This window comes from Pseudoalteromonas sp. 2CM39R, from assembly GCF_023161845.1.
Genome location: NZ_JALNTM010000009.1, coordinates 270,158 through 292,348, shown reverse-complemented (window position 1 = coordinate 292,348; position 22,191 = coordinate 270,158). Strand labels below are relative to the sequence as shown.

General features: G+C 41.2%; 19 protein-coding genes, 1 pseudogene and 1 riboswitch. Of the genes and pseudogenes, 7 read left to right on the top strand and 13 right to left on the bottom strand.

The genetic code is table 11. The features are described 5' to 3' along the window. Position 1: 1 nt before the first annotated feature. The 3 genes from MTF66_RS21025 to MTF66_RS21015 form a co-directional block, all read right to left on the bottom strand. The gene (locus MTF66_RS21025; protein ID WP_248528469.1) at positions 2-1,678 is read right to left on the bottom strand and encodes a DUF1566 domain-containing protein; all 1,677 of its coding nucleotides are present in this window, start codon (positions 1,676-1,678) and stop codon (positions 2-4) included. 83 nt (positions 1,679-1,761) lie between these two features. Then, on the bottom strand, positions 1,762-2,094 hold the full coding sequence (locus tag MTF66_RS21020; protein ID WP_217875824.1) for a hypothetical protein: 333 nt from the start codon (positions 2,092-2,094) through the stop codon (positions 1,762-1,764). 33 nt (positions 2,095-2,127) lie between these two features. Next, a complete protein-coding gene (locus tag MTF66_RS21015; protein WP_248528466.1) occupies positions 2,128-2,835 on the bottom strand; it encodes a DUF2982 domain-containing protein in 708 nt (235 codons plus the stop codon). 241 nt (positions 2,836-3,076) lie between these two features. On the opposite strand from MTF66_RS21015, the gene MTF66_RS21010 reads away from it, so the two are divergent. From MTF66_RS21010 to msrA, 3 genes are all read left to right on the top strand, one after another. After that, the gene (locus MTF66_RS21010; protein WP_105181361.1) at positions 3,077-4,129 is read left to right on the top strand and encodes an efflux RND transporter periplasmic adaptor subunit; all 1,053 of its coding nucleotides are present in this window, start codon (positions 3,077-3,079) and stop codon (positions 4,127-4,129) included. Positions 4,130-4,132: 3 nt separating this feature from the next. Further along, on the top strand, positions 4,133-7,231 hold the full coding sequence (locus MTF66_RS21005; RefSeq protein WP_248528463.1) for an efflux RND transporter permease subunit: 3,099 nt from the start codon (positions 4,133-4,135) through the stop codon (positions 7,229-7,231). An 84-nt stretch (positions 7,232-7,315) separates the two neighbouring features. Beyond that, positions 7,316-7,849 carry a peptide-methionine (S)-S-oxide reductase MsrA gene (msrA, locus tag MTF66_RS21000; RefSeq protein ID WP_054560929.1) on the top strand — a complete coding sequence of 178 codons (534 nt, stop codon included), beginning with the start codon at positions 7,316-7,318 and terminating at the stop codon, positions 7,847-7,849. Positions 7,850-7,997: 148 nt separating this feature from the next. On the opposite strand, the gene MTF66_RS20995 is transcribed toward msrA, so the two are convergent. From MTF66_RS20995 to MTF66_RS20985, 3 genes are all read right to left on the bottom strand, one after another. Continuing rightward, positions 7,998-9,851 (bottom strand): TonB-dependent receptor domain-containing protein, encoded by a 1,854-nt coding sequence (locus MTF66_RS20995; protein ID WP_248528461.1) that lies wholly within the window; start codon positions 9,849-9,851, stop codon positions 7,998-8,000. Positions 9,852-9,884: 33 nt separating this feature from the next. Further along, a riboswitch (cobalamin riboswitch) is annotated at positions 9,885-10,039 on the bottom strand. Between the two features lie 165 nt (positions 10,040-10,204). Beyond that, on the bottom strand, positions 10,205-10,444 hold the full coding sequence (locus tag MTF66_RS20990; RefSeq protein WP_248528458.1) for a hypothetical protein: 240 nt from the start codon (positions 10,442-10,444) through the stop codon (positions 10,205-10,207). A gap of 143 nt (positions 10,445-10,587) precedes the next feature. After that, positions 10,588-11,070 carry a YajQ family cyclic di-GMP-binding protein gene (locus MTF66_RS20985; RefSeq protein WP_054551104.1) on the bottom strand — a complete coding sequence of 161 codons (483 nt, stop codon included), beginning with the start codon at positions 11,068-11,070 and terminating at the stop codon, positions 10,588-10,590. A gap of 157 nt (positions 11,071-11,227) precedes the next feature. On the opposite strand from MTF66_RS20985, the gene MTF66_RS20980 reads away from it, so the two are divergent. Both MTF66_RS20980 and MTF66_RS20975 read left to right on the top strand, forming a co-directional pair. Next, the gene (locus MTF66_RS20980; protein WP_055021578.1) at positions 11,228-11,578 is read left to right on the top strand and encodes a VanZ family protein; all 351 of its coding nucleotides are present in this window, start codon (positions 11,228-11,230) and stop codon (positions 11,576-11,578) included. Further along, a complete protein-coding gene (locus MTF66_RS20975; protein WP_248528456.1) occupies positions 11,571-12,464 on the top strand; it encodes a ketopantoate reductase family protein in 894 nt (297 codons plus the stop codon). Before MTF66_RS20980 ends, MTF66_RS20975 begins: the two co-directional genes overlap by 8 nt. 115 nt (positions 12,465-12,579) lie before the next feature. Here the strand turns inward: MTF66_RS20975 and thiI are convergent, their stop codons facing one another. Together thiI and MTF66_RS20965 are read right to left on the bottom strand one after the other, a co-directional pair. Beyond that, on the bottom strand, positions 12,580-14,037 hold the full coding sequence (thiI, locus tag MTF66_RS20970) for a tRNA uracil 4-sulfurtransferase ThiI (RefSeq protein WP_248528453.1): 1,458 nt from the start codon (positions 14,035-14,037) through the stop codon (positions 12,580-12,582). A gap of 108 nt (positions 14,038-14,145) precedes the next feature. Then, a complete protein-coding gene (locus tag MTF66_RS20965; RefSeq protein ID WP_054560933.1) occupies positions 14,146-14,799 on the bottom strand; it encodes a TetR/AcrR family transcriptional regulator in 654 nt (217 codons plus the stop codon). A gap of 216 nt (positions 14,800-15,015) precedes the next feature. On the opposite strand from MTF66_RS20965, the gene coaD reads away from it, so the two are divergent. Further along, complete coding sequence (gene coaD / locus MTF66_RS20960) at positions 15,016-15,498, top strand: pantetheine-phosphate adenylyltransferase (protein ID WP_058585805.1); 483 nt, start codon at positions 15,016-15,018, stop codon at positions 15,496-15,498. Next, positions 15,495-16,871 carry a capsule assembly Wzi family protein gene (locus MTF66_RS20955; RefSeq protein WP_248528450.1) on the top strand — a complete coding sequence of 459 codons (1,377 nt, stop codon included), beginning with the start codon at positions 15,495-15,497 and terminating at the stop codon, positions 16,869-16,871. Before coaD ends, MTF66_RS20955 begins: the two co-directional genes overlap by 4 nt. A 10-nt stretch (positions 16,872-16,881) precedes the next feature. On the opposite strand, the gene MTF66_RS20950 is transcribed toward MTF66_RS20955, so the two are convergent. The 5 genes and pseudogenes from MTF66_RS20950 to MTF66_RS20930 all read right to left on the bottom strand — a co-directional run bounded on the left by MTF66_RS20950 (position 16,882) and on the right by MTF66_RS20930 (position 22,186). After that, positions 16,882-17,415, bottom strand: coding sequence for a hypothetical protein (locus MTF66_RS20950; protein WP_248528449.1), 534 nt, complete (start codon positions 17,413-17,415; stop codon positions 16,882-16,884). After that, complete coding sequence (locus MTF66_RS20945; protein WP_152966927.1) at positions 17,408-17,974, bottom strand: hypothetical protein; 567 nt, start codon at positions 17,972-17,974, stop codon at positions 17,408-17,410. Before MTF66_RS20945 ends, MTF66_RS20950 begins: the two co-directional genes overlap by 8 nt. Before the next feature lie 634 nt (positions 17,975-18,608). Continuing rightward, positions 18,609-18,815, bottom strand: coding sequence for a hypothetical protein (locus MTF66_RS20940; RefSeq protein WP_054560938.1), 207 nt, complete (start codon positions 18,813-18,815; stop codon positions 18,609-18,611). Positions 18,816-19,066: 251 nt separating this feature from the next. Then, positions 19,067-20,931 (bottom strand): annotated as a pseudogene (argH, locus tag MTF66_RS20935) (argininosuccinate lyase). Positions 20,932-20,983: 52 nt separating this feature from the next. After that, on the bottom strand, positions 20,984-22,186 hold the full coding sequence (locus tag MTF66_RS20930; protein ID WP_054551091.1) for an argininosuccinate synthase: 1,203 nt from the start codon (positions 22,184-22,186) through the stop codon (positions 20,984-20,986). Positions 22,187-22,191 lie beyond the last annotated feature (5 nt).

Here is a 22,191-nt window from a genome sequence, read left to right as displayed (position 1 = left end):
ATTACTCTCCCGGCGTTCTAACTAAGCGCACAAAGGCGGTATTACTTTTTGGATATGCTAAGTCATTAGCACTACTCATATCGATAATATAAGCTTGCGATAAACTCGTACCATCTGCCGCTGTTTGCGAAGTCCAATAAGGCATAAATGAGCTGCTATCACTGCTTAGCTGAGTATCACTTGGTTGATTTGGGAAGAAATCACTATTAAGCAATGTAGGCTCACCTTGCTTGGCATAATCTAATAACCCTAATAACTCGGTGTAAGTTGGCACACGCCAATTTGTACCACCGCAAAAATCGTTGCTGTTCACATCATTAATGTAAGTTTGCAGGCCACAGTCACTGGTGCTTGGGCAAGTAGAGCTCGCAGCCCCTTGCACACTACCCGTTTGCACACCACTTGAACCATTTAAATACCAGGTATAATGGTTTGTTGCTGCACGATCAGCTGTCGACGGCGGTAATGTTGAACTGGCTTCTTTTACTTCCCAAATAAGGCCCGTCACGTTATCGCGAACACAACTAAAGCTAGTAGCATCATCAGGGAGTTCGTCGGCAAATTCATTCATTTTAGTAAAATCAAACGCTAAGTCGCCCTGACCTACTTTATCTAGTTGGTTTGCGACACTATCACGACCTACATCGGCGTCTTGGCTTGGGAAGTCTTCGCTGTCACAATTAATTTTTTGTGAGTTGTTATAGCAATCACTCATGCCTGTATCGTTAATTAAACCAAGTGGTTTTGGGCTAATATCGATAATTACAGTATCTGTGTCGCTTCGCGATTTACTGTCAGTCACGGTAACTTCAAAACTAAGCTCAGAATCGGTATCAACATCAGGGGCTACAAACGTCGTGATACACTGGTTCTGGTTTGCCAAGGTCACAGTTTCGCCTGTTAATTGCTCCCAAAAACATGACTTTGTTGCTGTCACAATTTCACTATTGCTGGCATCAAGGGTTACGGTATCAAACTCAATAACCTGCTGATCTTCACCTGCATCCGCAATAATTACCTCAACGGTTTTGTTTAAGGTAAACGATGCTTCAGTGCTTGCTGAGCCACCTTCATCATCTGTTACAGTTAAACGCCACGTCATCGCTGTATTTGATTCAAGTAGTGGGTGAGTAAAGCTAATGGTTTGATTGTTGTAACTGTCAGCCGTTAAATCAGGGCCATCAAGTTGCGTCCACAAGTAACTGTCAACTGAGCCATTTTCATCAATATCAACAGACTCTTCGCCACTTAATGTGATCACATCATTATATTGTGATGGTAACTCTTCTGGCGCGATTTGCGTGATCACTGCAACTGGCAGTTGATTATTTGATGTAATAAAAATACTGACTTGATCGGAAACAAGTTGCCCATCAGTTTGATAATTCACTTTTAAAACAAGTTCAGAGTCGAGTTTAATATCTGGAGCGGTAATGGTTTGTTCTGCGCCCTCTGCTGGAAAACCTTCTAGTGCAGGGCCACTGACTCGCTCCCAAGTAAAGGTGCCATCAGCTGGGGAGCCTTGGGCAGAGACAGTAAATTCACTTTTTTCAATAATTTGCTGATCGGAGCCTGCATTAACTGTTGCTGCGACTGGGTTCGAATCACTCGAACCACCACCGCCGCCACAGGCTGTTAATGTCGTTAATGCAACTAGGGTAAGAGGCACTAATCTCATGTTTACCACCTTAAAATGCAAAGTCGGTCATGGCCGACTGCCAAATAAGCTAATAACAAGCAATTAAAGTGCCAGACTAGGAATTATAAATAACTATCTTGGTGAATACGTACGAAGAGCTTAGTGCCTATTTTACTGTAATCAACTTTGTACTCTCTGCCATCAAGGGCTTGAATAAACAACAAACGTTTTTCTTCTGCAAATACATCTGGGCTTGCTACATACACCATCTCTAAGTAGCGTTCTTTGGCTTCACGACGGTTTTTTGGCAGATCTTCTTTAAACGGCTCTAAACCGTTTTGAGTAACTTTAATGCGTGGATGGTTCTCACCATTCACAACCACTAAGTCGAGTTTTTTATCTTTATGTATAATTGTGTTTCGACCGCTTTTAATAAAAGAACGTTCTTGACTCATAGCCTTTTCCTACTACTTACTGCCACCTATAGCTTACTTTTTCTGTAAGCGAGTCTCTATAAACTCACTAGGATTCAGTTTCCAACGATTCAAATCAGCACTAAATTGCCAAATATCAACATCAAGTACATTGGCAGGCAATAATAAATCGTATCCTGTCAACTGCCTTAAATGCTGCGTACGATTGGCAAACATGGCAATCAATCCTTTGTAAAGCTGACCACTTGGGGCAGTGTAGTCCGTCTCTTCTATTAACCATTTTGATGGGCAATCACCATTTTTGCAATGTTTTTGAATAACTTGCATAAATAGATGACGCTGCTCTATTAATAATCGCCCGGCAATTCTTGGGTGAATCTGTGTTAAAAATTCATCTATGTTATTGAGTTTAATACCAACTGCATTTAACTCAAGGTATTCTAAGCCCTGTTCCACTTTTGGTATACCACTATGATGAAAATTAGCATGATTTAGCTGCCAATTCCCAACTTTGTGATGATAAATAAGTAAATTCTGAGTAAATATTAGGCTAAAGTATGGTTCTTGAGTTTTTAAAAAGCCAATAAAAATTGCCGCTATGCAGGTTGTGGCTAAAAAAATCTCAACAATGCTAATTTCACCGGGCCTCAATAGGTTAACTAGCATAATAATGATTAACCCAATACCACCAACAATTAAAAACTCACTGCCATGGCGGGATGCTTGTGCGCGCACTCTAAGTGCAGGAGGTTTCTTATCCATAAACAGAAAAGTAAAAAATAAACATCACAATTGTGACCAAAACTATCTTTCTAAGCGTTAAACAATAATTACATTTTGGCTCTTTACCCATACTAAAACCTCTCTTTTAGTCACAATAAAGGAACAAACTAGCCGAACTTTTAACTTTTACGCCAAATGCACAAATTTATGAGATACCTGACATACGGGGCACGTACTAATTTTGTACACTACACTCAACTAATTTTCTGGTAACACGATGATGTATTCTACACAATCTGGTAAAGCACTTTTTCCTTTTATTATTACCCTTTTACTAGGGTTATGTATTTATTTGTATTTACCTTCAAGCCAAGGTGAGCAAAGCAACTTTGGCGACCGTGCAACTCAAGTGACAGCGCACACTGTTACAGCCGAAGAAAATGCGGTGCTAATAGAAGCAATTGGTAGTGCTCGTGCTAACCAAGCTATTTATATTCGCAGTGCACAAAACGATTATGTTACCGATATCTTTTTCAATGATGGCGACTTAGTCAGTAAAGGTCAAAAACTGGTTCAATTGCAATCTCAAGAAGAAGAGTTAGCAGTGAAAGAGCTAAGCATTAATTTACGTGAAGAACGCCGTCAACTTGAACGCCTTACTGAGCTATCTCGCTCTCAGGCTACGGCTAAATCGTTACTAGAAGAGCAGCTATCACGCGTAGACGCAACCGAAGCACAACTTGAAAGCGCTAAAACAAAGCTGGCAGAAATGACGATTAAAGCACCGTTTTCTGGCTTACTTGGTAAGCGTGAAATTTCAATTGGTACTTATGTTAGCAATACTACAAACATCACCACCCTTGATGATATCAGCATCATTAAAGTCGACTTTAAAGTACCAGAAAAATACCTAGCGCAGTTACAGCTAGGAATGAAAGTGATGACCCAAAACGATGCTTACCCAGATAGAACCTTTAACGGTAAAGTGACGCATATTAGCTCGCGTATCGACTCAGTCACTCGTAGCGTTGAAGTGACAGCAAGCTTTATCAATGAAAAAGGCCTGTTACGCCCAGGTATGCTGTTAAATACAGCATTAGAGTTAAGCTCAAACCAAGCGCTAATGGTACCAGAGAAAGCCGTCATCCCTCAGCAAGACAAACACTACGTGTTCCAAATTGAAGATGGCGTTGCTAACAAAGTCGAAGTACATGTGGCGGGTCGTCACAATGGCTGGGTAGCTATTGATAAAGGCCTTGAGAATGGTCAGCAAGTCGTGACTGAAGGCATCATTAAGATCCGTACTGGCAGCAAAGTAAGTATCAAGGGCTAAACCATGAAAATTACTGATACTAGCGTTAAACGCCCGGTCTTTGCGATCGTAATAAACCTGTTGTTACTTACCTTTGGTTTGGTGGCATTTTCTATGCTACCACTGCGCGAATACCCAGATATTGAAACACCGATTGTCAGCGTTAGCACTGATTACACAGGTGCCAGCGCAGAGATTATTGAAACGAAAATCACCCAAGTACTCGAAAACCGCATTTCGGGTATCGAAGGCATTAAAAGTATTAACTCATCAAGCCGAAATGGTCGCTCAAATATCACCATTGAATTTAATATCAGCCGCGATATCGATGCCGCATCAAACGATGTACGTGAACGTGTAGCCCGTGCCCTTGATAGCTTACCTGAGCAAGTTCGCCCACCAGAGGTCTCTAAATCAAACAGTGATGAAAGCCCAATTGCCTGGTTCGTACTAAACAGTACCACTATGGATTCATTGCAGTTATCTGATTACGCACAGCGCTTTATTGTTGACCGATTAGCGGTTGTTGATGGTGTCTCTAATGTACGCGTTGGTGGCGAGCGTAAATACGCAATGAAAATCTGGTTAAACCGTAAAGCGATGGCAGCACGCGGTATTACTAGTAGCGATATTGAAAACACCTTACGCACTGAAAACGTTGAATTACCTGCCGGTGAAATCGAATCTATCGACCGTGATTTTACAGTACGTACCGCGCGTAGTTATAAAGATCAGCGAGACTTTCGAAACCTAGTAATCAAACGTGGCGATGACGGCTATTTAGTACGTTTAGGTGAAGTGGCTGATGTTCACTTAGAAGCTGCTGACGACGAAAGCTTATTCCGAGGTAATGGCCGTAATATGATTGGTTTGGGTATCGTCAAGCAAGCCAAAGCCAATACCCTAACCGTGGTTGATAATGCCCGCGCAGAGCTTGAAAAAATTAAGCGTAACCTGCCAGAAGGCACCACCATTCAAGACAGCTATGACTCATCTATTTTCATCAAAGAGTCTATTGATGAAGTATACAGAACCCTTGGGATTTCAATGGCGCTAGTTGTCTTGGTTATTTACCTATTTTTAGGCAATATCCGCGCAACCCTAGTGCCTGCTGTAACCGTACCAGTGGCCTTAGTGGGCAGCTTTATGTTCTTGCTGGCTATGGGTTACTCAATCAACTTGTTAACTCTTCTGGCACTCGTGCTTGCTATCGGTTTAGTAGTAGATGATGCGATTGTAATGCTTGAGAATATTCACCGCCGTATAGAGCTGGGTGAACCACCACTACTGGCAGCATTTCGTGGTGCCCGTGAAGTTGGCTTTGCGATTATTGCCACCACACTCGTACTGATTGCGGTGTTCGTGCCGCTAGTGTTTATGGATGGCCGTATTGGTGCCCTATTCACAGAATTTGCGATGGCAGTAAGCGCCGCAGTGTTCTTCTCGAGTATTACCGCATTAACCCTATCTCCGGCGCTCTGCTCAAAAGTATTAAAAGCTTCAGAAAAAGAAAGCAAGTTTAGCCAGTGGATGGATAGAACCTTTAACAAAATCGAAAATGCCTATCGTAACTCTCTGACTTCAAATATGAGCCGTAAATGGAGCTTGCTACTGACTATGATTTTGGCTGGTGTTGCCAGCTTTATGCTGTTTCAAAAAGTGCCTTCAGAGCTTACGCCAAAAGAAGACCGCGGTACTTTCTTTATCATGATGAGTGGCCCTGAGGGAGCGAGTTATGAAAATAACGCTGCAAACATGGCTAAAATTGAAGAACGTTTAATGCCTTACTCTGAGTCTGGTGAATTGAGCCGAGTGCTTGTTCGTGTACCAGGCTGGGGCGGCCAAGGTGGTGTTGCTATTATTGGTATGGCCGACTGGGATAAACGTAAGCGCTCTACATGGGAAGTAATGGATGAAATCAGCGGTAAAATGACTGAAGTGACCGATGTGCGTGCGTTTGCCATTATGCGCCGTGGTATTGGTGGCGGTGGTTCATCTCGCCCGATTGAATTTGTACTGCAAGGTAACGATTACGACCAACTAGCCGATTGGCGAGACCGTATTATTGAGCGTGCTGAGAAAAATCCAGGCTTGGTAAGAATCGACCACGATTACAAAGAAACATTCCCGCAGTTTTTAATCAACATTGATAAAAACAAAGCCGCTGATTTAGGGGTTTCTGTATCGGATGTAGGCCGCACGCTAGAAACCATGTTAGGGCAACGCCGCGTAACGACCTTTATCGACCGTGGTGAAGAATACGATGTGATTTTAAAAGGCACCAAAGAAGACTTTGCTAATCCGACTGATATCTCAAATATCTATTTAAAATCACGCAGTGGTGAATTAGTGCCGCTAGATAGCTTAATTAGCTTAAAAGAAGAAGCCACCGCATCGCGTTTAAACCGTTATAACCGTATGCGCGCAATTACTTTAAGTGCGAACTTAGCAGATGGTTATACCCTAGAAGAAGCGCTTAACTTCTTAAATCAAGTGGCAGCAGAAGAAAACGACATCGACGGCGCAATTGACTACAAGGGTGAATCTCAGCTGTTCTATGAAGGCGCATCTGCAATGACCTATGTATTCATTCTGGCACTGACTGTTACCTTCTTAGTACTCGCAGCACAGTTTGAAAGCTTTATTCACCCATTTGTGATCATGCTTACTGTGCCACTTGGTTTAGTGGGTGCACTATTTGGCTTGTGGTACACCGGACTTACTCTGAATATTTACAGCCAAATTGGTATCGTAATGCTGATAGGTTTAAGTGCGAAAAACGGTATCTTGATTGTTGAGTTTGCAAACCAGCTGCGCGATAAAGGCGTTGAGTTTAACGAAGCGATTAGCCAAGCTGCGACACAACGTTTACGCCCAATTATTATGACCTCACTAACCACAGTGATGAGCTCGGTACCGCTAGTTCTTGCAAGTGGCCCAGGTGCAGAAAGTCGCATGGTAATTGGTGTGGTGGTATTTACAGGTGTTATTGTTGCAACCTTACTAACCTTGTTCGTAGTACCTGCAGCATACAGCGCACTTGCCCGAAATACCCAGTCGCCTGAGTACTTACAGAGCAAGTTAGAACAACAAGCAAAAGACAAGCCGTTAGAAGAAATTTAAACGAGCTTGAGCTTTAACAAAACGCCGTCTTTACGGCGTTTTGTTTTTTCGGCTATAGTCAGCAAAACGGTAAGGGAGTGAAATATGGATAACAACATACAAATCGCCACTTTTGGCGGCGGCTGCTTTTGGTGTATTGATGCCGCATTTAGACGCGTAAAAGGCGTGCTTAATGTCAGTTCTGGCTATGCTGGCGGTGAGATTGAAAACCCTAGTTATCAACAAATCTGTACCGGCTTAACGGGTCACGCTGAGGTGGTTCAGCTTGATTTTGATAGCAGTATCGTGAGCTATAACACCCTACTTGAAATGTTCTTCACTTTACACGATGCCACACAATTAAACCGCCAAGGTAATGATGTCGGCACCCAGTATCGAAGTGTTATTTACTATCATGATGAAAAGCAAAAAGCAGAATCTCAAGCCATGATTGATGCCTTACAAAAGCAAATTCGTGAGCCGATTGTCACCGAGCTTAGCCCGCTTACAAACTTTTACCCTGCAGAGCAGTACCATCAAGACTATTACAATGAAAACCCAAATCAAGGTTATTGCAGTATTCTGATTGCCCCTAAGCTTGCAAAGTTCGAACAGTATTACGCAGATAAACTAAAATGAAAAAAGCCCGCTAAGTAGGTAGCGAGCTTTTAGACGCAGAACTAATAATAACGCTGAGCTTGTTTTAACTTAAGACTAATGACATCAACGGGCAAATTAATGTCAACTACTCGCTATAAGTAAACAACTCAGCAGACCTTAGTGGTTATTAGAACTGATAGCGGGCACCTACAAACAGGCGACGCTCGGCCGTGTTGTAGTAATAAAATTCGTCGTTGATGTAATCACCATCTAGATCTGTACCATAGGCATCAACGGCGTTGTACTCTTTATCGAATAGGTTTTCTACACGTAGTGACACAGTTAAGTTGTCAGTTGCTTGGTAGTGACCTACTAAATTCCATAACGTATACGAAGGTAAGTGCGTTAACTTGCCATCACGGTCACCACGGTATTGCATATCGATACCGGCATCAAAATCCCCCCATGCTTTGTTTAATGACCAATTCACACTGTGATTTGACACATAGGTTAGTGACTGACCTGTCTCAGTATCTTCCGCTGAAAGATAGGTAAAGTTAAAGCTGTGATCAAAGCCAAATACTTGGTTTTTAAAGCTAAACTCAACACCCTCGTGGCGAGCTTCGTTTATATTGGTTGGGATCCACTGCCCTGATGCATTTGGTGCCCAAGCGATTTTGTTGTCGATTTCGCTGCGGAAAATCGCAATATCTAAGCTGATATCATTCACATTGAGTGATAAACCAAGCTCTTGGTTATCTGATGTTTCAGGATTTAACTCTGGGTTACCTGAGCCTGGGTAATATAAGTCATTAAATGTTGGAGATTTAAAACCCGTACTTTGACTTACGCGGAATGTAGCGATGTCATTTAAGTGATAGCCAACAGCTGCGGTGTAAGTTGTTTCATCATCAAACTGCTGATCATCATCTTGGCGAACGGTTAGGTTTGCCAGCACTTGTTCGTCGTCATAATAAGCGCCAACAAACGCAGCGAATACTTCACGGCTGTCTTTTAAGTAAGTACCAGAGTTAGTGTTCACTTCATCTTTATACCAATTCAAACCGCCACTAAGAGTCAGAGCTTGATTGAAAAAGTATTGGCCATTGTAATCGATTTGCTCACGCTCAGTTTCAAACTTATCGACCACCGTTGCGCCTGTGTAATCAATACGTGAGTCATCTGAACTATCACTTGATATTGCAATATCAATGGCATGGCTGTGTTTTTCGAAAGCTTTTTTCCAACCTAGTGAAGCTTGGTAATTTTCGAATTCACCTTTTTCTACAGTGCTGTCTGCAGGGCTATAAGCGCTATCGTATTTTGCTTCGCCTTCTGAGTATTGTGCTTGCGCTAAAAACTCACCTAACTGCTCATTTTGATAACCTAGATTAAAGCCAAGGTTTTTGTTCTCGTAGCCGTCTTCATCTGGGGCTAAGCCTTGCAGAACATCAAATCCATCTGTTTTTTCATAACCAGCATTAACTGCAACATCAACACCCGCAAACTGGCCACCTGTCGCTACTTGGTACTCTTGGTAAGAGTCTGAGCCAAAAGTAACATCTAAGGTCGTATTTTGTGCTTTACGCGTAATGATATTAATCACACCAGCTAGCGCATCAGAACCATATACAGCAGCACGTGAGCCTTTAATTACTTCAACACGCTCAATACTGTTTAAAGGAATATTGCTAATACTTTTATAGCCAAGTGTTGCAGAGCCGGTGCGTACACCATCAATTAAAATAAGTGTATGACGAGAACTTGCACCACGTAATGACACACCTGAGCTTTGCCCAAAACCACCATTGGCATTAATTTGAAAGCCTGCTTGGGTGGCCAGTAAGCTTGGTAAGTCACGAACATAGCTTGCTTCAATATCAGCACGGTCAATGACAGTAACGCTGGCTAATACATCATTAATTGATTGTTCGAATTTATTGGCAGTAACTGTGATATGCTCGATTGATTGCTCGTCAGCAGATACAGAAAAAGACAACGCAGCAGCAACCGCTACGCCTAACGCAGATTTATTTAGCATGATATCCCCTAGCCTGTGCCCACCGCACACGCGAATAGTAAGTTACTTCAAGGCCGGTCTCCGGACTCTGTACATGCATGGCATATACATTACCGTTGCGGGGGCAGTGTTGGCATTGTTTTCTCCCTGAAAACGCACCGACTTCCCGATTATCTTGCGACTATTTCACCCTTTGAAATAAAACGTATCTGAAGATACAGCAAGCACCTCGAAAATAGGCCGTTATTGTGATGATTTTGGGGAAGAAAGTCAATGGACGGCTATACTGCTAAAATAAAGTTTTAAGCTTTAAGCTGTAAGCCGAAAGTAAAAAAGCCAATCAGCGAGGCTGATTGGCTTTTATAAAACAATGATTACCAGAAATACTCATGAGGTTTCGAGTTTCCTAACGGAAAAACAATTCCTTCTGGGTCAGCACCATTCAGCACAAGCTTACAAAGAGTTTTATTTAAACGTCTTCTTGGCTTGGTCATCGTCATTTTCACCCACCAGCTTGGTGTTTGTTGGTAAAAATAAGTACTGTGTGGGCCTGTATATTTTCTGTTTATTTTACCGTGTTTATTACGATCTATTGCTTTGTTTTTTACTGACATAAATATCCTCTAGCTGAAAATAGCTAGAAGATATCTTTTTCTCTGTAACCTAATATTTGTCTCAAAATACGCTCCTTGTAAAGTTCAGAAACTTGTAGGCTTATAGCTTAAAACTTACAGCTTAAAGCTAAAAACATAGAGTATTAATCGCGGAAGTTTTTGAACTGGAATGGTTGACCTAAATCAGCAGTACGAACAACTTGCATTGCTTCTTGTAAATCATCACGCTTTTTACCAGTTACACGTAATTCTTCACCTTGAATAGCAGCTTGTACTTTGATCTTTGAGTCTTTGATTAACTTAACGATTTTCTTCGCTACGTCTTTTTCAATACCTTGCTTAAGAGCAACGTCACGCATTACGTATTTACCGCTACGCGACTCATCTTTAAGCTCAAGGCTAGATACATCTAAACCACGCTTTGAAATTTTCGCAGCAAGAATATCAAAAAGCTGCATAACTTGTTGTGGTGCTTCTGCTTTTAACTTAATTACTTTGTCACTTAGTTCGATTGATGCATCAACACCACGAAAATCAAAACGCGTCTCTAGTTCACGCTTTGCATTATCTACTGCATTCTGCGCTTCGTTCATTTCTACTTCAGAAACAATATCAAATGAAGGCATGGGGTTCTCCTAACATAGTCTTTTTTAAATTCATTTATGGTTGGCAATTATAACGCTTATTTATAGATTCTTTCTATTTTTATCCAACTTGTTCAGGTGCGATGCAAAAATTGTTTGATATACTGGCCATTCAATTTCGGCATTTTTAGGGTTTATTGTGACAAGGCGTGTTTACCAAGTTATCTTTTTAGCCAGCATTATTGGCTTTACAATTTTATTTGCCAAAGAAATTAAAGGGGTGAGCAACCTCTTTCCACACGTTGATAAAGTGGCGCATTTTGGTATTTTCTTTGTACTGGCCATGGTGATGGATAAAGCCTTTAAATTGCCACTTATGGTGCAAATTTTACTGTTAGCCGGATATGGTGCAGCCATAGAGTTTATGCAAGATATGCTGCCTTACCGTCAAGCTTCGGTTGGGGATTTTGTCGCTGACTTTATTGGTGCTGTAAGTTACTTTATCATTAAACTTGGTTTTCATTTAGGTAGTAAGCAACGTAATGGCTAACATTTTAATTGTTGGCGACGGTGCGATTGGCTTATTGTTTAGCCATTTTTTATCTGCGCAACATGACATTACATTACTGACCCGTAAGCCGACCCTGACCACGCGTTTTTATCAAGCGAGTAATGGTAAATCACACCCTATCAAAGCCCGTATCATTAATCACAAAGAGCTAAGTCAATCAGCCCCCTTTGACTTGGTGTTAATAACAGTAAAAGCATTTCAGGTGCAAACTGCCTTTGGACAAGTAAAACCTTACCTCAGTAAAGCATGCCAAATCGTTCTTTCTCACAACGGCATGGGGAATGTCGATGAGCTCAATGCCCAGCTTTTAAACACGCAAGGGTTAGCGTTTTTAACAACGCGTTTAGCTGGTTTTAAAACAGCGCCTTATAGTGTGAGCCATACAGGTAATGGCGAAAGCGTGTTAGGTGCATGTAATACAGCTGCAAGCGAAAACCTCGGTGAACTTAAGCAGCAGTTTAGTTACTTACCACACTTTTCAGTGAGCGATGATATTCACTCATTGCGATGGCAAAAACTGTTAGTGAATATTGCTATTAACCCGTTAACAGCGATTCATAACGTAAAAAATGGCCAGCTACGTGCACCGCAATTTAGCACGCGCATAATCAATTTACTTAGTGAAGCGTGCCTGGTAGCTAATAAACAAGGGGTTAAAGTAAAACTCAGCGAGGCGCTGGATCAAGCCTATTCTGTGATGACAGCCACCGCTGAAAACTTTTCTTCTATGCAGCAAGACATCAGCCATAATCGAGAATCAGAAATTGATGCAATTTGTGGTTATGTGTGCGAGCAAGGCGCTAAGTTAGGGGTAAAAACTCCCTATAATCAGGCCATGCTGAGCATGGTAAAAATAAAAAGTTAATTAGCTGCTAGTTACTAGGGGAAAGGAGAAAGAGTAAAGTTACTTGCTTCTCGTTTCTCGTAATTATTTCAGGCATTAAAAAAGCGCGAACATGTCGCGCTTTTATTACCATCCCTTACGGACGATACACTTTTACGTTGCTAAAACCTTCTTCGTGCAAGATCAGCGCTTGTAGCTGGCTCATCACACCTTTAGCACAATATAAGTAATATTCTTTATCTTTTGGTAAGTCACCAAATTTAGTCGCTAAGCGGAAGAAAGGTAAATGCACAACTTCAATACCTTCAAGCTCTAGTGGGTTTGCATCTTCTTCTTCAGGTGAGCGAATATCAACAACAACCGCTCCTTTAGGTAAATCAGATACAGACTCAGCTTCTTTAACTTCTTCTTTTGCTTCGGTGTCAATATCGCGAATATCCATCACACGCGCATTTTCAACAACTGTATTTAGCACGTCGAAGTCAAACTTAGCTTCTTCGGCAAGAATGGTTTTGATTTTAGCTTTAACCGTTGGCTTTTTAGAAATTACGCCACAGTATTCAGGCATGCTTTCTGCCATTTCAGCCGTGCCGATTTGACGCGCAATATTGATTATATCTTGCTTGTCGTGTTGGATTAACGGGCGAATGATTAAAGTTTCTGTCACACGGTCAATCACACTCAAATTAGCCAATGTTTGGCTTGATACCTGACCAATACTTTCGCCTGTTACCAGTGCTTGTACACCTAGTTTTTCTGCAACTTGGCTACCGGCACGCATCATCATACGCTTAAGCACAACACCCATTTGACTGTTTTCAACGTTCTCTAAGATTTCTGCTACAACAGGTTCAAAATCAACAGTAACAAACTTCACTTTATGAGTAGAGCTGAACTGTTTCCAGATATAATAACTCGCCTGCTTAACACCGATTTCGTGCGCAGCACCACCTAAGTTAAAGAACAAGAAGTGAGTACGTGCACCTTTACGGATCATTTGATAGCTTGCAACACCAGAGTCAAAACCGCCCGACATAAGCGATAGTACATCTTCTTGTGTTGGCAACGGGAAGCCCGCCATACCTAAGTGAGTTTGAGTAACAATGTATGCTTTATCATCACGTACTTCTAAGCGAACAGTCACTTCAGGGTGAGATAATTTAACGCGCGCACCTTCAACATGCTGGTTTAAACCACCACCTACGTAGCGCTCTACATCGCTCGATGTGAAATCATGCTTACCAGAACGTTTACAACGCACACAGAATGTTTTGCCCGCAATCGTGTGGCCGATTAGTTCAAGTGCTTTTTGGTAAATATCGTCGATTGAATCGAAGTCTGTTTCTGTTACTTCAATAAACTGTACGATACCTGGAATGCGTTTTAAGCCATCGATAATATCTAAGCGAACTTGCTCAGATTCTAGCAAGCTAACAACAGAGATATTGTCCCAGTTGTTTCTTACCTGAACTTTTTCGTCAACACGACGCAAAACGATCTTAATGTTATTTTCTAATAACTTGGTAAAACGCTTACGAACAGATTTACTCTTGATCGCGATTTCAGGGTGTAATTTGACGATAAATTTAAGCATAGTTCACTCTTAGACTGTGGATTTCACACGCCCTAAGGTATAGCAACCTCAAGGGCGCGCGATTATAACAAAAATTATAGCGTCTAGGAAATAAACTGCTTTGCGGGATTATTGTTCGCTTTGCTCTGTTTCAGCAAGAGCTAAATACTTAGCTCTTAATTGGTTAACTTGCTCTAGGTGTTGCTCGGTGCAATGAGCTTTTAATAGCAGTAATACTTTTAAAATACCGTTATAAATATCAGCTCTGGCAAGTTCACCACTTAAGCGACGAGCTTTGATGTAAGGCGTCCAAAAGCTCACGGTCATTTTAAGCATATGCGCAAGTTCTGTAACATCTTCGTCTTCAATGCAAATAACACCACCTTCACGTAATGCAAACAGCACATCTTTGACTTGCTCTAAAAGCTCAGCTTGAAACGCAATATAGCCTTTTTTCAGCTCTTCATCACGAGATAAAATATCGCCTAAGTTGTCGTAGAAAAACTGAAAACGCCACATTAATTCAAACAGTGAATCTAGATAACCGGCTAGATTCTCTAGCGCATCATCATCAGGCGTCAAAGGCTTAAAGTGTGTGTGTAAGTGGTCGCTATACAAAGCAAATATATGGCGAATAATATCTTCTTTATTTTTAAAGTGATAATACAAGTTACCTGGGCTTATCCCCATATGCGAAGCGATATGATTGGTTGTTATGGCACGCTCACCGTGGCGATTAAATAACTCGATGCTGGTGTGTATGATCTTGTCCTTTGTGCTCATAGCATAATTACTCTGTTTTTATGATTATTACGTTCCCCAGCCGAGCAGTATAAACAAATGCGCGGCAATTAAATACTACCTTGAAAAATATTAACCTCAATCGGTTTAGTACCTTATATAGGTGAAGGTTCCTAATCCGATACGCGTATTTTCTAAGCTGCATAGTCGAGAAAACACTGTTAATATAGCAGGCAAATTTATAAATCGCTGATAGTTATGAACGTTACTGCAATCTATCCGGGCACTTTCGACCCACTTACAAATGGCCATACAGACTTAATTCATCGCGCGGCAAAAATGTTCGATAAAGTAATTGTTGCCATTGCGCATAACCCAAGTAAACAACCCTGCTTTACCCTTGATGAGCGCGTTGAGCTTGCTAATAAAATTTTGGCGCATCTTGATAACGTGAATGTAATTGGTTTTTCAGGCTTATTAGCTGATTTAGCTCGCGACCATAATGCCGAAGTGCTTATTCGTGGTATTCGTGCGGTGTCTGACTTCGACTATGAATTTCAGTTAGCGAATATGAATCGTCGCCTGAACCCAGATCTAGAAAGTGTATTTTTAACACCGGCAGAAAAAAATTCATTTATTTCATCGACTCTCGTCAAAGAAGTCGCACGTCACAATGGCGATGTGAGCGAGTTTGTTGACCCTATTGTAGCCAAAGCCTTACAGGATAAAATTCACGGATGAAATTAAAAAAGTTCATTAGCTTAACTGCATTACTAATGATCTCTGCACCAAGTGCTGCTGGGCCATGGATAGAAAGTGACGACCCTTTACTTCGCGCTTCAATCGAAATGCTATTTAACCAAGGCATTATTAAACAGCCTATTAATAGCTACCCATTAATGTGGCAAGGTATCGCACGCGACCTAGACGTTGCCAATACCAGCCAACTAGATGAACGAAGCTTATTTGCCTACCAGCATGTTAAGCATGCCCTTGATAATGCTAAACAAAAAAGCAGCTCAGGTATTCGCCTAAACTACAACAGCGAACCTCTCGCTCAGCAAGGGTTTGGTAAACGCCACCAGCAAGAAAGCGGTGTAAATAGTTATGGTTCAATCACAGGAAAGCGTGTTAGCGCTAAAGTCAGTGTAAATTATGCCGATGACGCCCTTGGTAAGCAGCATGTTACTTACCAAGATAGCTATTTAGCCGTACTCCTGGGTAATTGGTCACTTAGTGCGGAGCAAGTAAGCCATTGGTGGGGGCCAAGTAACGATAACGCCCTACTACTATCAAATAATGCGGCGCCCATGAAAGGCGTGCGCTTTACCAGGGCGAATACACAATATGTAGGCCCAAGTTGGTTATCATTTATCGGTAACTGGCAGTTAACAGGTATCTACGCCAAACAAAAGCCATATTTAAATAACTCAGATGACGGTGACTTTTGGGCGCTCCGATTTGCAAGCACCCCATTAACAGGCCTTGAAATAGCAATTAACAGTGCAGGCTCTGATTATTTGACTAACCTAGAAATTGATCCTGTTACACTCGAAAGCAATGAATCAACACATCGTTTAACTAGTTTAGATGTTAAGTACTCAACCACTTTAGCGGCTCAACCTATTGCTTTTTATGCTGAGGTAATGGGTCGAAATGAAAGTGGCTTAGCACCGAGCGAGCCATTTTATACGCTGGGTGTTGAAAGCTATTTTGGCTCGAAAGAGAGCCTATTAAAAAGCTATTTTGAATACTCAAATACAGAGCAAACTTGTGAGCAAATTAGCGATTGCGTATATGGCTCTGGTAGCTATACACAACGCTCGCGCTTAATTGGTAGCTCAACACCCCTACAAAGTAAATCGGCTACCCTTGGCACCTATTACCACACTCTAAATGGTTATGGTGGCCATGCTAAGCTTCGTTGGATTGAAAGCGAAACCACACACGCTGAGCTCGCATCAGATATGAGTCAGCTGCAGTTAGAACTCGGTTATCAGCAATCTGTGTTTAACGGCCTGTGGAAAGTGACAGGGCTTATTTCAAAGGATGAAATTGGTGATGAGTCAGAAACAAACACTGCCCTTAGAACCAGTTGGGAATATCGCTTTTAACTAATTGAGGTCAAGCAGGTTCAGCTTGGCCTCGAATTCGCCTATAAAGCTTCACAAGCCCTAAAAAGTCTTTATTACTGAAAAGTGCGATGAGCATCATGATATCCATCAGGTTCACAGTGATACTGTAGACATCCCAAAACCACCAGCTTCCTGTATAGGCGTAGTTAATATCGATATACATGCCTAAAAACAGTGATGAGTTAACTATAAGCCCTGTGTATATATAAAGTTTTGCCGGAACCTGATCAAGATTTCGCTTCCGTGCAATAAACCACACAATGAGTAGTATTGTTAAATCAGATAGCGCCCAAATTACATAAGCAAAGCTTGAGTCTAACATATCATAGCCAAGCGCCACGTTAAGTAATGGGTCGCTCATCATATATGAGATAAACAGTGCAAGTGAAATCCACATCACTGTTTTGTCACCATTTGGCGCTGATGATTTCTTTACCATGTTATAAAGAAACGACATCAAGAAACCCCACATGATAAATGCTGCGAGGTACACTCCAAAATTGTCTTGGATTAGTTTAAGCATTTATCGCTTTCTCAATGCTTTGTTTACTTCTAAAAAAATTAACTAATGCTACTAACTTGAAAAAGTCTTTATTCGTTAGCAAGGCAATTAACATCGATATATCCATTATATTAACAGTGACTGTATATACATCCCAAAGCCACCATCTTTCTTCATTCCCGTAGACACTAACATCTAGATATAAGCCAAAAAACAAGCTGCTATTCGTTAGCAAGCCAATAATCACATACAACTTGGCTGGGAATTTTTCTATCGAGCTATTTCGACTAATAAGCAGAATAATACCCAAACATGTCAAATCAAGAATGCACCAAATAATAAAAATAGAAGCATATCTCAACGACTCTATTTCAAAAGCCATAGATACTAATGGGTCGGTCAGTAAGTAAGAGAGAAAAATCGATAAAGAGATCCACATCAAAGTTTTATCTTTACTTACAATTGAGGAGCGACTAACCATATTGAATAAAAAGGTCATCAAAAAGCCCCACATAATTAATGTGGCTAGATATGTGCCCAGTGTTTGCTGAATAGTTATTATTAAATTACTAATATTCATAATTAGATTAGGACCACAATTAGCAAATAAATGAATGGTAATGAATAGTTAAAACGTGGAGTTTTTATGGATTGCTTTCTGCTATCTAGTAGCCAAGATTGCTTTTTCTATGCTTTTTAAACAAGTAGTTCTTAACTTTACTAACAAATAAAAAGTCTTTATTTGTTATTAAGGCAACAATCATTAGAAAATCAACAACGTTGACACCAATTGAGTAAAAGGTCCAGAACCACCAAACCTCTCGATTCCATAGTACAATTAAATCAATATGAATGAGTGCGTATAGAACACTATTAATTATTAATCCAGCGTATATATACTTAGCTGCAGTAGAAGTTTTAGACAAAAAGCGGTGTGAAATAAGAATAAAGATAAGTGTTACAAGATCATATACGAACCATTCTATATATAGGTTTGTATTGGAGCTTTCTAGTTCAATGAAATGGTTGCTACTAAAATACGAAACAGCCATGAAGAAAGAAGTGATTACCAAAGACTTATCTTGATTAAGCTCACTTACATAAAAAAACAAATTAAGTAAGAACGCCATCAGCATTCCTAAAACTATAATCGTGTCGAAATGTAAACCGAGCGAGCTTAAATCAAAATACATCTAACTTATTTTTTCCAAAAATTATGTCTCTTTTTTATCTGGGAAAACTAGACCACCGCCACCGCGTTGGATTTCAGCACCACCAGATAAAGCCAAGGCTTCACTTGATAAAGTTACTGTATCAGATTGCAGGGTTTTATTACTAGTAGTTTGTTCCAAAGCAGGCTTTGTTTGTTGCATTTGGCTGTAAGCTTGCATTTGCAATTGGCTATTGTTTGAAACTTGCATAAGTTAATTCCTTTAAGTTAATTGTTTTTTCAGTACAGCTTACAATAGCTTGCAAGCTGAGTTAAGCGCTCTCATTTTTTTGACGCTTTTTTATACTTCATCGCGACGTTGCCACCGCGCGGATAATAATAGCAATTAACGATCCAACTTTTATAAATTTTGATCTTTTTGATCATAAAAGTCAGCAAATCTAAATTTCAGGCATAAAAAAACGCACAGGGGTAACCGTGCGTTTTTCTCATCCAGGGAATTTAAGCCACGTGTTTACACGGGATCACCGCGCTATTACTTGGCTTTAAAATATATTCCATTGCCACTTCATCGCAGTTCTCTTTGCGAAGGCAAAGCTCACAATCTTTGATCACTTTTTCTGGCAAACTGCCTTTGCTACAAAAGCTGAAACCTTGGCTTGCAAAAAACTCTGGCACTCTTGTCAGGACAATTACCCGACTAAGCGCCAAGCTTTTGGCTTTTTTTAGCAAATGTTCAACAAGTTGACGCCCCTGCCCGGCAATTCGTGATTCGGGGTCCACCCCGAGCGATCGAATTTCAGCAAGACCAGTGTCGTAAATATACAGCGAGGCACAGCCTGCAACTTGGTTTTCAACTTCTGTAACAGCAAACTCATTAATTGAGTGAATCATGTCGCTTTTAGCTCGTGGTAGGTTTTCACCTACCGTAGCCCAATGCTGAATAAGCTTAGCGATGGACTCAACATCATTTAAGGTTGCATCACGTACCGCTATTTGCTGTTTTTTTTTGCGTATTTGATGGCACTTGTTACTTGCTCAACAGAGGTGCCACCCTGCGCTTGTCTTGCTTTAATACAGGCATCTATTTCTAATACAGGATATACATCTGATTCGAAAATGCTATGCACTGACTTAAATTGCTCTAAACTTAAATCTTCTAAGTTATTCCCTTGTGCAATAGCCATTTGCACAAGCGTACCAACAATATGGTGACCCTCTCTAAATGGAATACCTTTAGCCACTAAATAGTCAGCAAGTTCAGTCGCATTAGAGTGACCACCTTTTGCAGCTGCTAATGTTTTATCTGCATTAACTTTAATACCTTTGATACACGCTTGCGCCATATGAATACATGCCAGCCAAGTTGGCATCGCATCAAATAAGCCCTCTTTGTCCTCTTGCATATCTTTATTGTAAGCAAGTGGTAGGGCTTTTAGTGTCATCATCATGGCACTGAATGCGCCAAAAACACGGCCTGTTTTACCACGGATTAATTCAAGTGCATCTGGGTTTTTCTTTTGCGGCATTAGTGAAGAGCCTGATGTTACCCCATCAGAAAGCTCAATAAAGCCCGCTTCACCCGAGTTATAGAAAATTAAATCTTCAGCCATGCGTGATAAGTGGATCATCGAAATCGATGCACAGCTTAATAGCTCAACTACAAAATCACGGTCAGATACGGCATCAAGGCTATTACGTGTGGCACCGGTAAAACCTAACCCTTCGGCAAGAGTTTGCCTATCAATTGGGTACGCAGTTCCGGCTAATGCACCGCTACCAAGTGGGCAATAATTCATACGGTTTTTCGCATCGCTTAAACGGCTTTCATCACGTTCAAGCATTTCAACATAGGCCATACACCAATGACTAAATAACACAGGTTGTGCGCGCTGTAAGTGTGTGTAACCCGGTAAAATAGTGCCAAGCTCACGCTCAGCTAAGGCAATAAATTCACCTTTAAGCTCTGCGATTGCTTCAAGAATATGCTCAGCTGTATCACGACACCACAAGCGGAAATCTGTTGCAACTTGGTCATTACGACTACGACCAGTGTGTAACTTTTTAGCAAGGTCACCCACTTTATCAATCAGTGCTGATTCAACATAAGAATGAATATCTTCATGCCCAGCTACAGCCACTGCTTGTGGGTTCGCTTTAACCTCATCTAACAGCTTATTAAGTGCTGCAACTAGGTCATCGTATTCTTGCTGGTTTAAAACGTTTACTTGTTTTAACGCTCCAGCCCAAGCAACTGAACCAATAATGTCTTGCTCTGCAAGTTGATAATCAAAAGGAAGTGAATCGTTGAATTGTTTAAACGCTTCATCTGGACCCGTAGAAAAACGTCCGCCCCATAGTGCCATTGAACTGTCTCCAAATTCGGCTATTGCCCTGCAATGCAGGGCAATAATTAAATTACTTTTTCGTTAGTGCTGAGATTCTGCTAGATAGCGAGAATAAACGAATGAAGCCTTCTGCATGTGATTGGTCATATACATCATCTTCGCCGAAGGTTGCGAAATCTTCGCTGTATAAGCTATTCGGTGATTTTTTCTGTACCGCAGTGACTTGGCCTTTATAAAGCTTAAGCACTACTTCACCCGTTGCTAACTTAGACAGTGATTCAGCACCTGCAAGAATCGAGTCTTTTAATGGCGTAAACCAACGACCGTCATAGACTAAGTGAGAGAACTCGCCACCAAGTACTTCTTTCCATTTACGGCTTGATTTATCTAGTACAAGCTCGTCAATCGCTTGAAGAGCAGCCATGATCACAGTGCCCCCTGGTGTTTCATAACAGCCACGCGACTTCATACCCACTAAGCGGTTTTCTACGATATCAACACGACCAACACCATGCGGCGCAGCAATGTCATTTAATTTAACTAAGCAGTCATATGGTTTAAGCGATTCACCATTAACAGCAACCACTTCACCTTCAACAACGTTTAATGTTACATATTCTGCTTCATTGGGTGCTTGCTCTGGCGAGTTAGTCCAAGTCCATACTTGATCACTTGGTTGGCACCATGGATCTTCAAGCTCACCACCTTCGTGAGAAATATGCCAAGCATTCGCATCACGGCTATAAATTTTTGTTGCTGATGCAGAACACGGAATATTACGCTCAGCTAAGTAATCAAGTAATGACTCACGGCTTGATAAATCCCACTCACGCCACGGTGCAATCACTTTTAGATCTGGTGCAAGGGCTGCGAAACATGACTCAAAACGTACTTGGTCGTTACCTTTACCAGTACAACCATGTGAAAGCGCATCAGCACCTACTTTACGGGCAATTTCAACCTGCGCTTTAGCAATGATTGGACGCGCCATAGATGTACCTAGTAAATAAGTGCCTTCGTAAATAGAACCTGTTTTTAAAGTTGGGTAAATATAGTCACTGACCATTTCGTCTTTTAAGTCAACGATATGACATTCCGACGCACCTGAAGCAATCGCTTTTTCTTCAACGCCTTCAAGCTCTTCTGCGCCTTGGCCAACATCAGCAACAAACGCGATTACTTCACAGCCGTAGTTTTCTTTTAACCATGGCACGATTGCCGATGTATCAAGACCACCAGAATAGGCTAATACGACTTTTTTAATTGAACTCATTGGTG

Excerpts from the sequence above, each read along its gene's own strand:
- msrA (WP_054560929.1), top strand. The coding sequence starts at position 7,316 with ATGGATAACAACATACAAATCGCCACTTTTGGCGGCGGCTGCTTTTGG.
- coaD (WP_058585805.1), top strand. The coding sequence starts at position 15,016 with ATGAACGTTACTGCAATCTATCCGGGCACTTTCGACCCACTTACAAAT.
- thiI (WP_248528453.1), bottom strand. The coding sequence starts at position 14,037 with ATGCTTAAATTTATCGTCAAATTACACCCTGAAATCGCGATCAAGAGT.
- MTF66_RS20995 (WP_248528461.1), bottom strand. The coding sequence starts at position 9,851 with ATGCTAAATAAATCTGCGTTAGGCGTAGCGGTTGCTGCTGCGTTGTCT.
- MTF66_RS21015 (WP_248528466.1), bottom strand. The coding sequence starts at position 2,835 with ATGGATAAGAAACCTCCTGCACTTAGAGTGCGCGCACAAGCATCCCGC.
- MTF66_RS20965 (WP_054560933.1), bottom strand. The coding sequence starts at position 14,799 with ATGAGCACAAAGGACAAGATCATACACACCAGCATCGAGTTATTTAAT.
- MTF66_RS21025 (WP_248528469.1), bottom strand. The coding sequence starts at position 1,678 with ATGAGATTAGTGCCTCTTACCCTAGTTGCATTAACGACATTAACAGCC.
- MTF66_RS20985 (WP_054551104.1), bottom strand. The coding sequence starts at position 11,070 with ATGCCTTCATTTGATATTGTTTCTGAAGTAGAAATGAACGAAGCGCAG.
- MTF66_RS21010 (WP_105181361.1), top strand. The coding sequence starts at position 3,077 with ATGTATTCTACACAATCTGGTAAAGCACTTTTTCCTTTTATTATTACC.
- MTF66_RS20950 (WP_248528449.1), bottom strand. The coding sequence starts at position 17,415 with ATGCTTAAACTAATCCAAGACAATTTTGGAGTGTACCTCGCAGCATTT.
- MTF66_RS21005 (WP_248528463.1), top strand. The coding sequence starts at position 4,133 with ATGAAAATTACTGATACTAGCGTTAAACGCCCGGTCTTTGCGATCGTA.
- MTF66_RS20930 (WP_054551091.1), bottom strand. The coding sequence starts at position 22,186 with ATGAGTTCAATTAAAAAAGTCGTATTAGCCTATTCTGGTGGTCTTGAT.
- MTF66_RS20940 (WP_054560938.1), bottom strand. The coding sequence starts at position 18,815 with ATGCAAGTTTCAAACAATAGCCAATTGCAAATGCAAGCTTACAGCCAA.
- MTF66_RS20955 (WP_248528450.1), top strand. The coding sequence starts at position 15,495 with ATGAAATTAAAAAAGTTCATTAGCTTAACTGCATTACTAATGATCTCT.
- MTF66_RS21020 (WP_217875824.1), bottom strand. The coding sequence starts at position 2,094 with ATGAGTCAAGAACGTTCTTTTATTAAAAGCGGTCGAAACACAATTATA.
- MTF66_RS20945 (WP_152966927.1), bottom strand. The coding sequence starts at position 17,974 with ATGAATATTAGTAATTTAATAATAACTATTCAGCAAACACTGGGCACA.
- MTF66_RS20975 (WP_248528456.1), top strand. The coding sequence starts at position 11,571 with ATGGCTAACATTTTAATTGTTGGCGACGGTGCGATTGGCTTATTGTTT.
- MTF66_RS20990 (WP_248528458.1), bottom strand. The coding sequence starts at position 10,444 with ATGTCAGTAAAAAACAAAGCAATAGATCGTAATAAACACGGTAAAATA.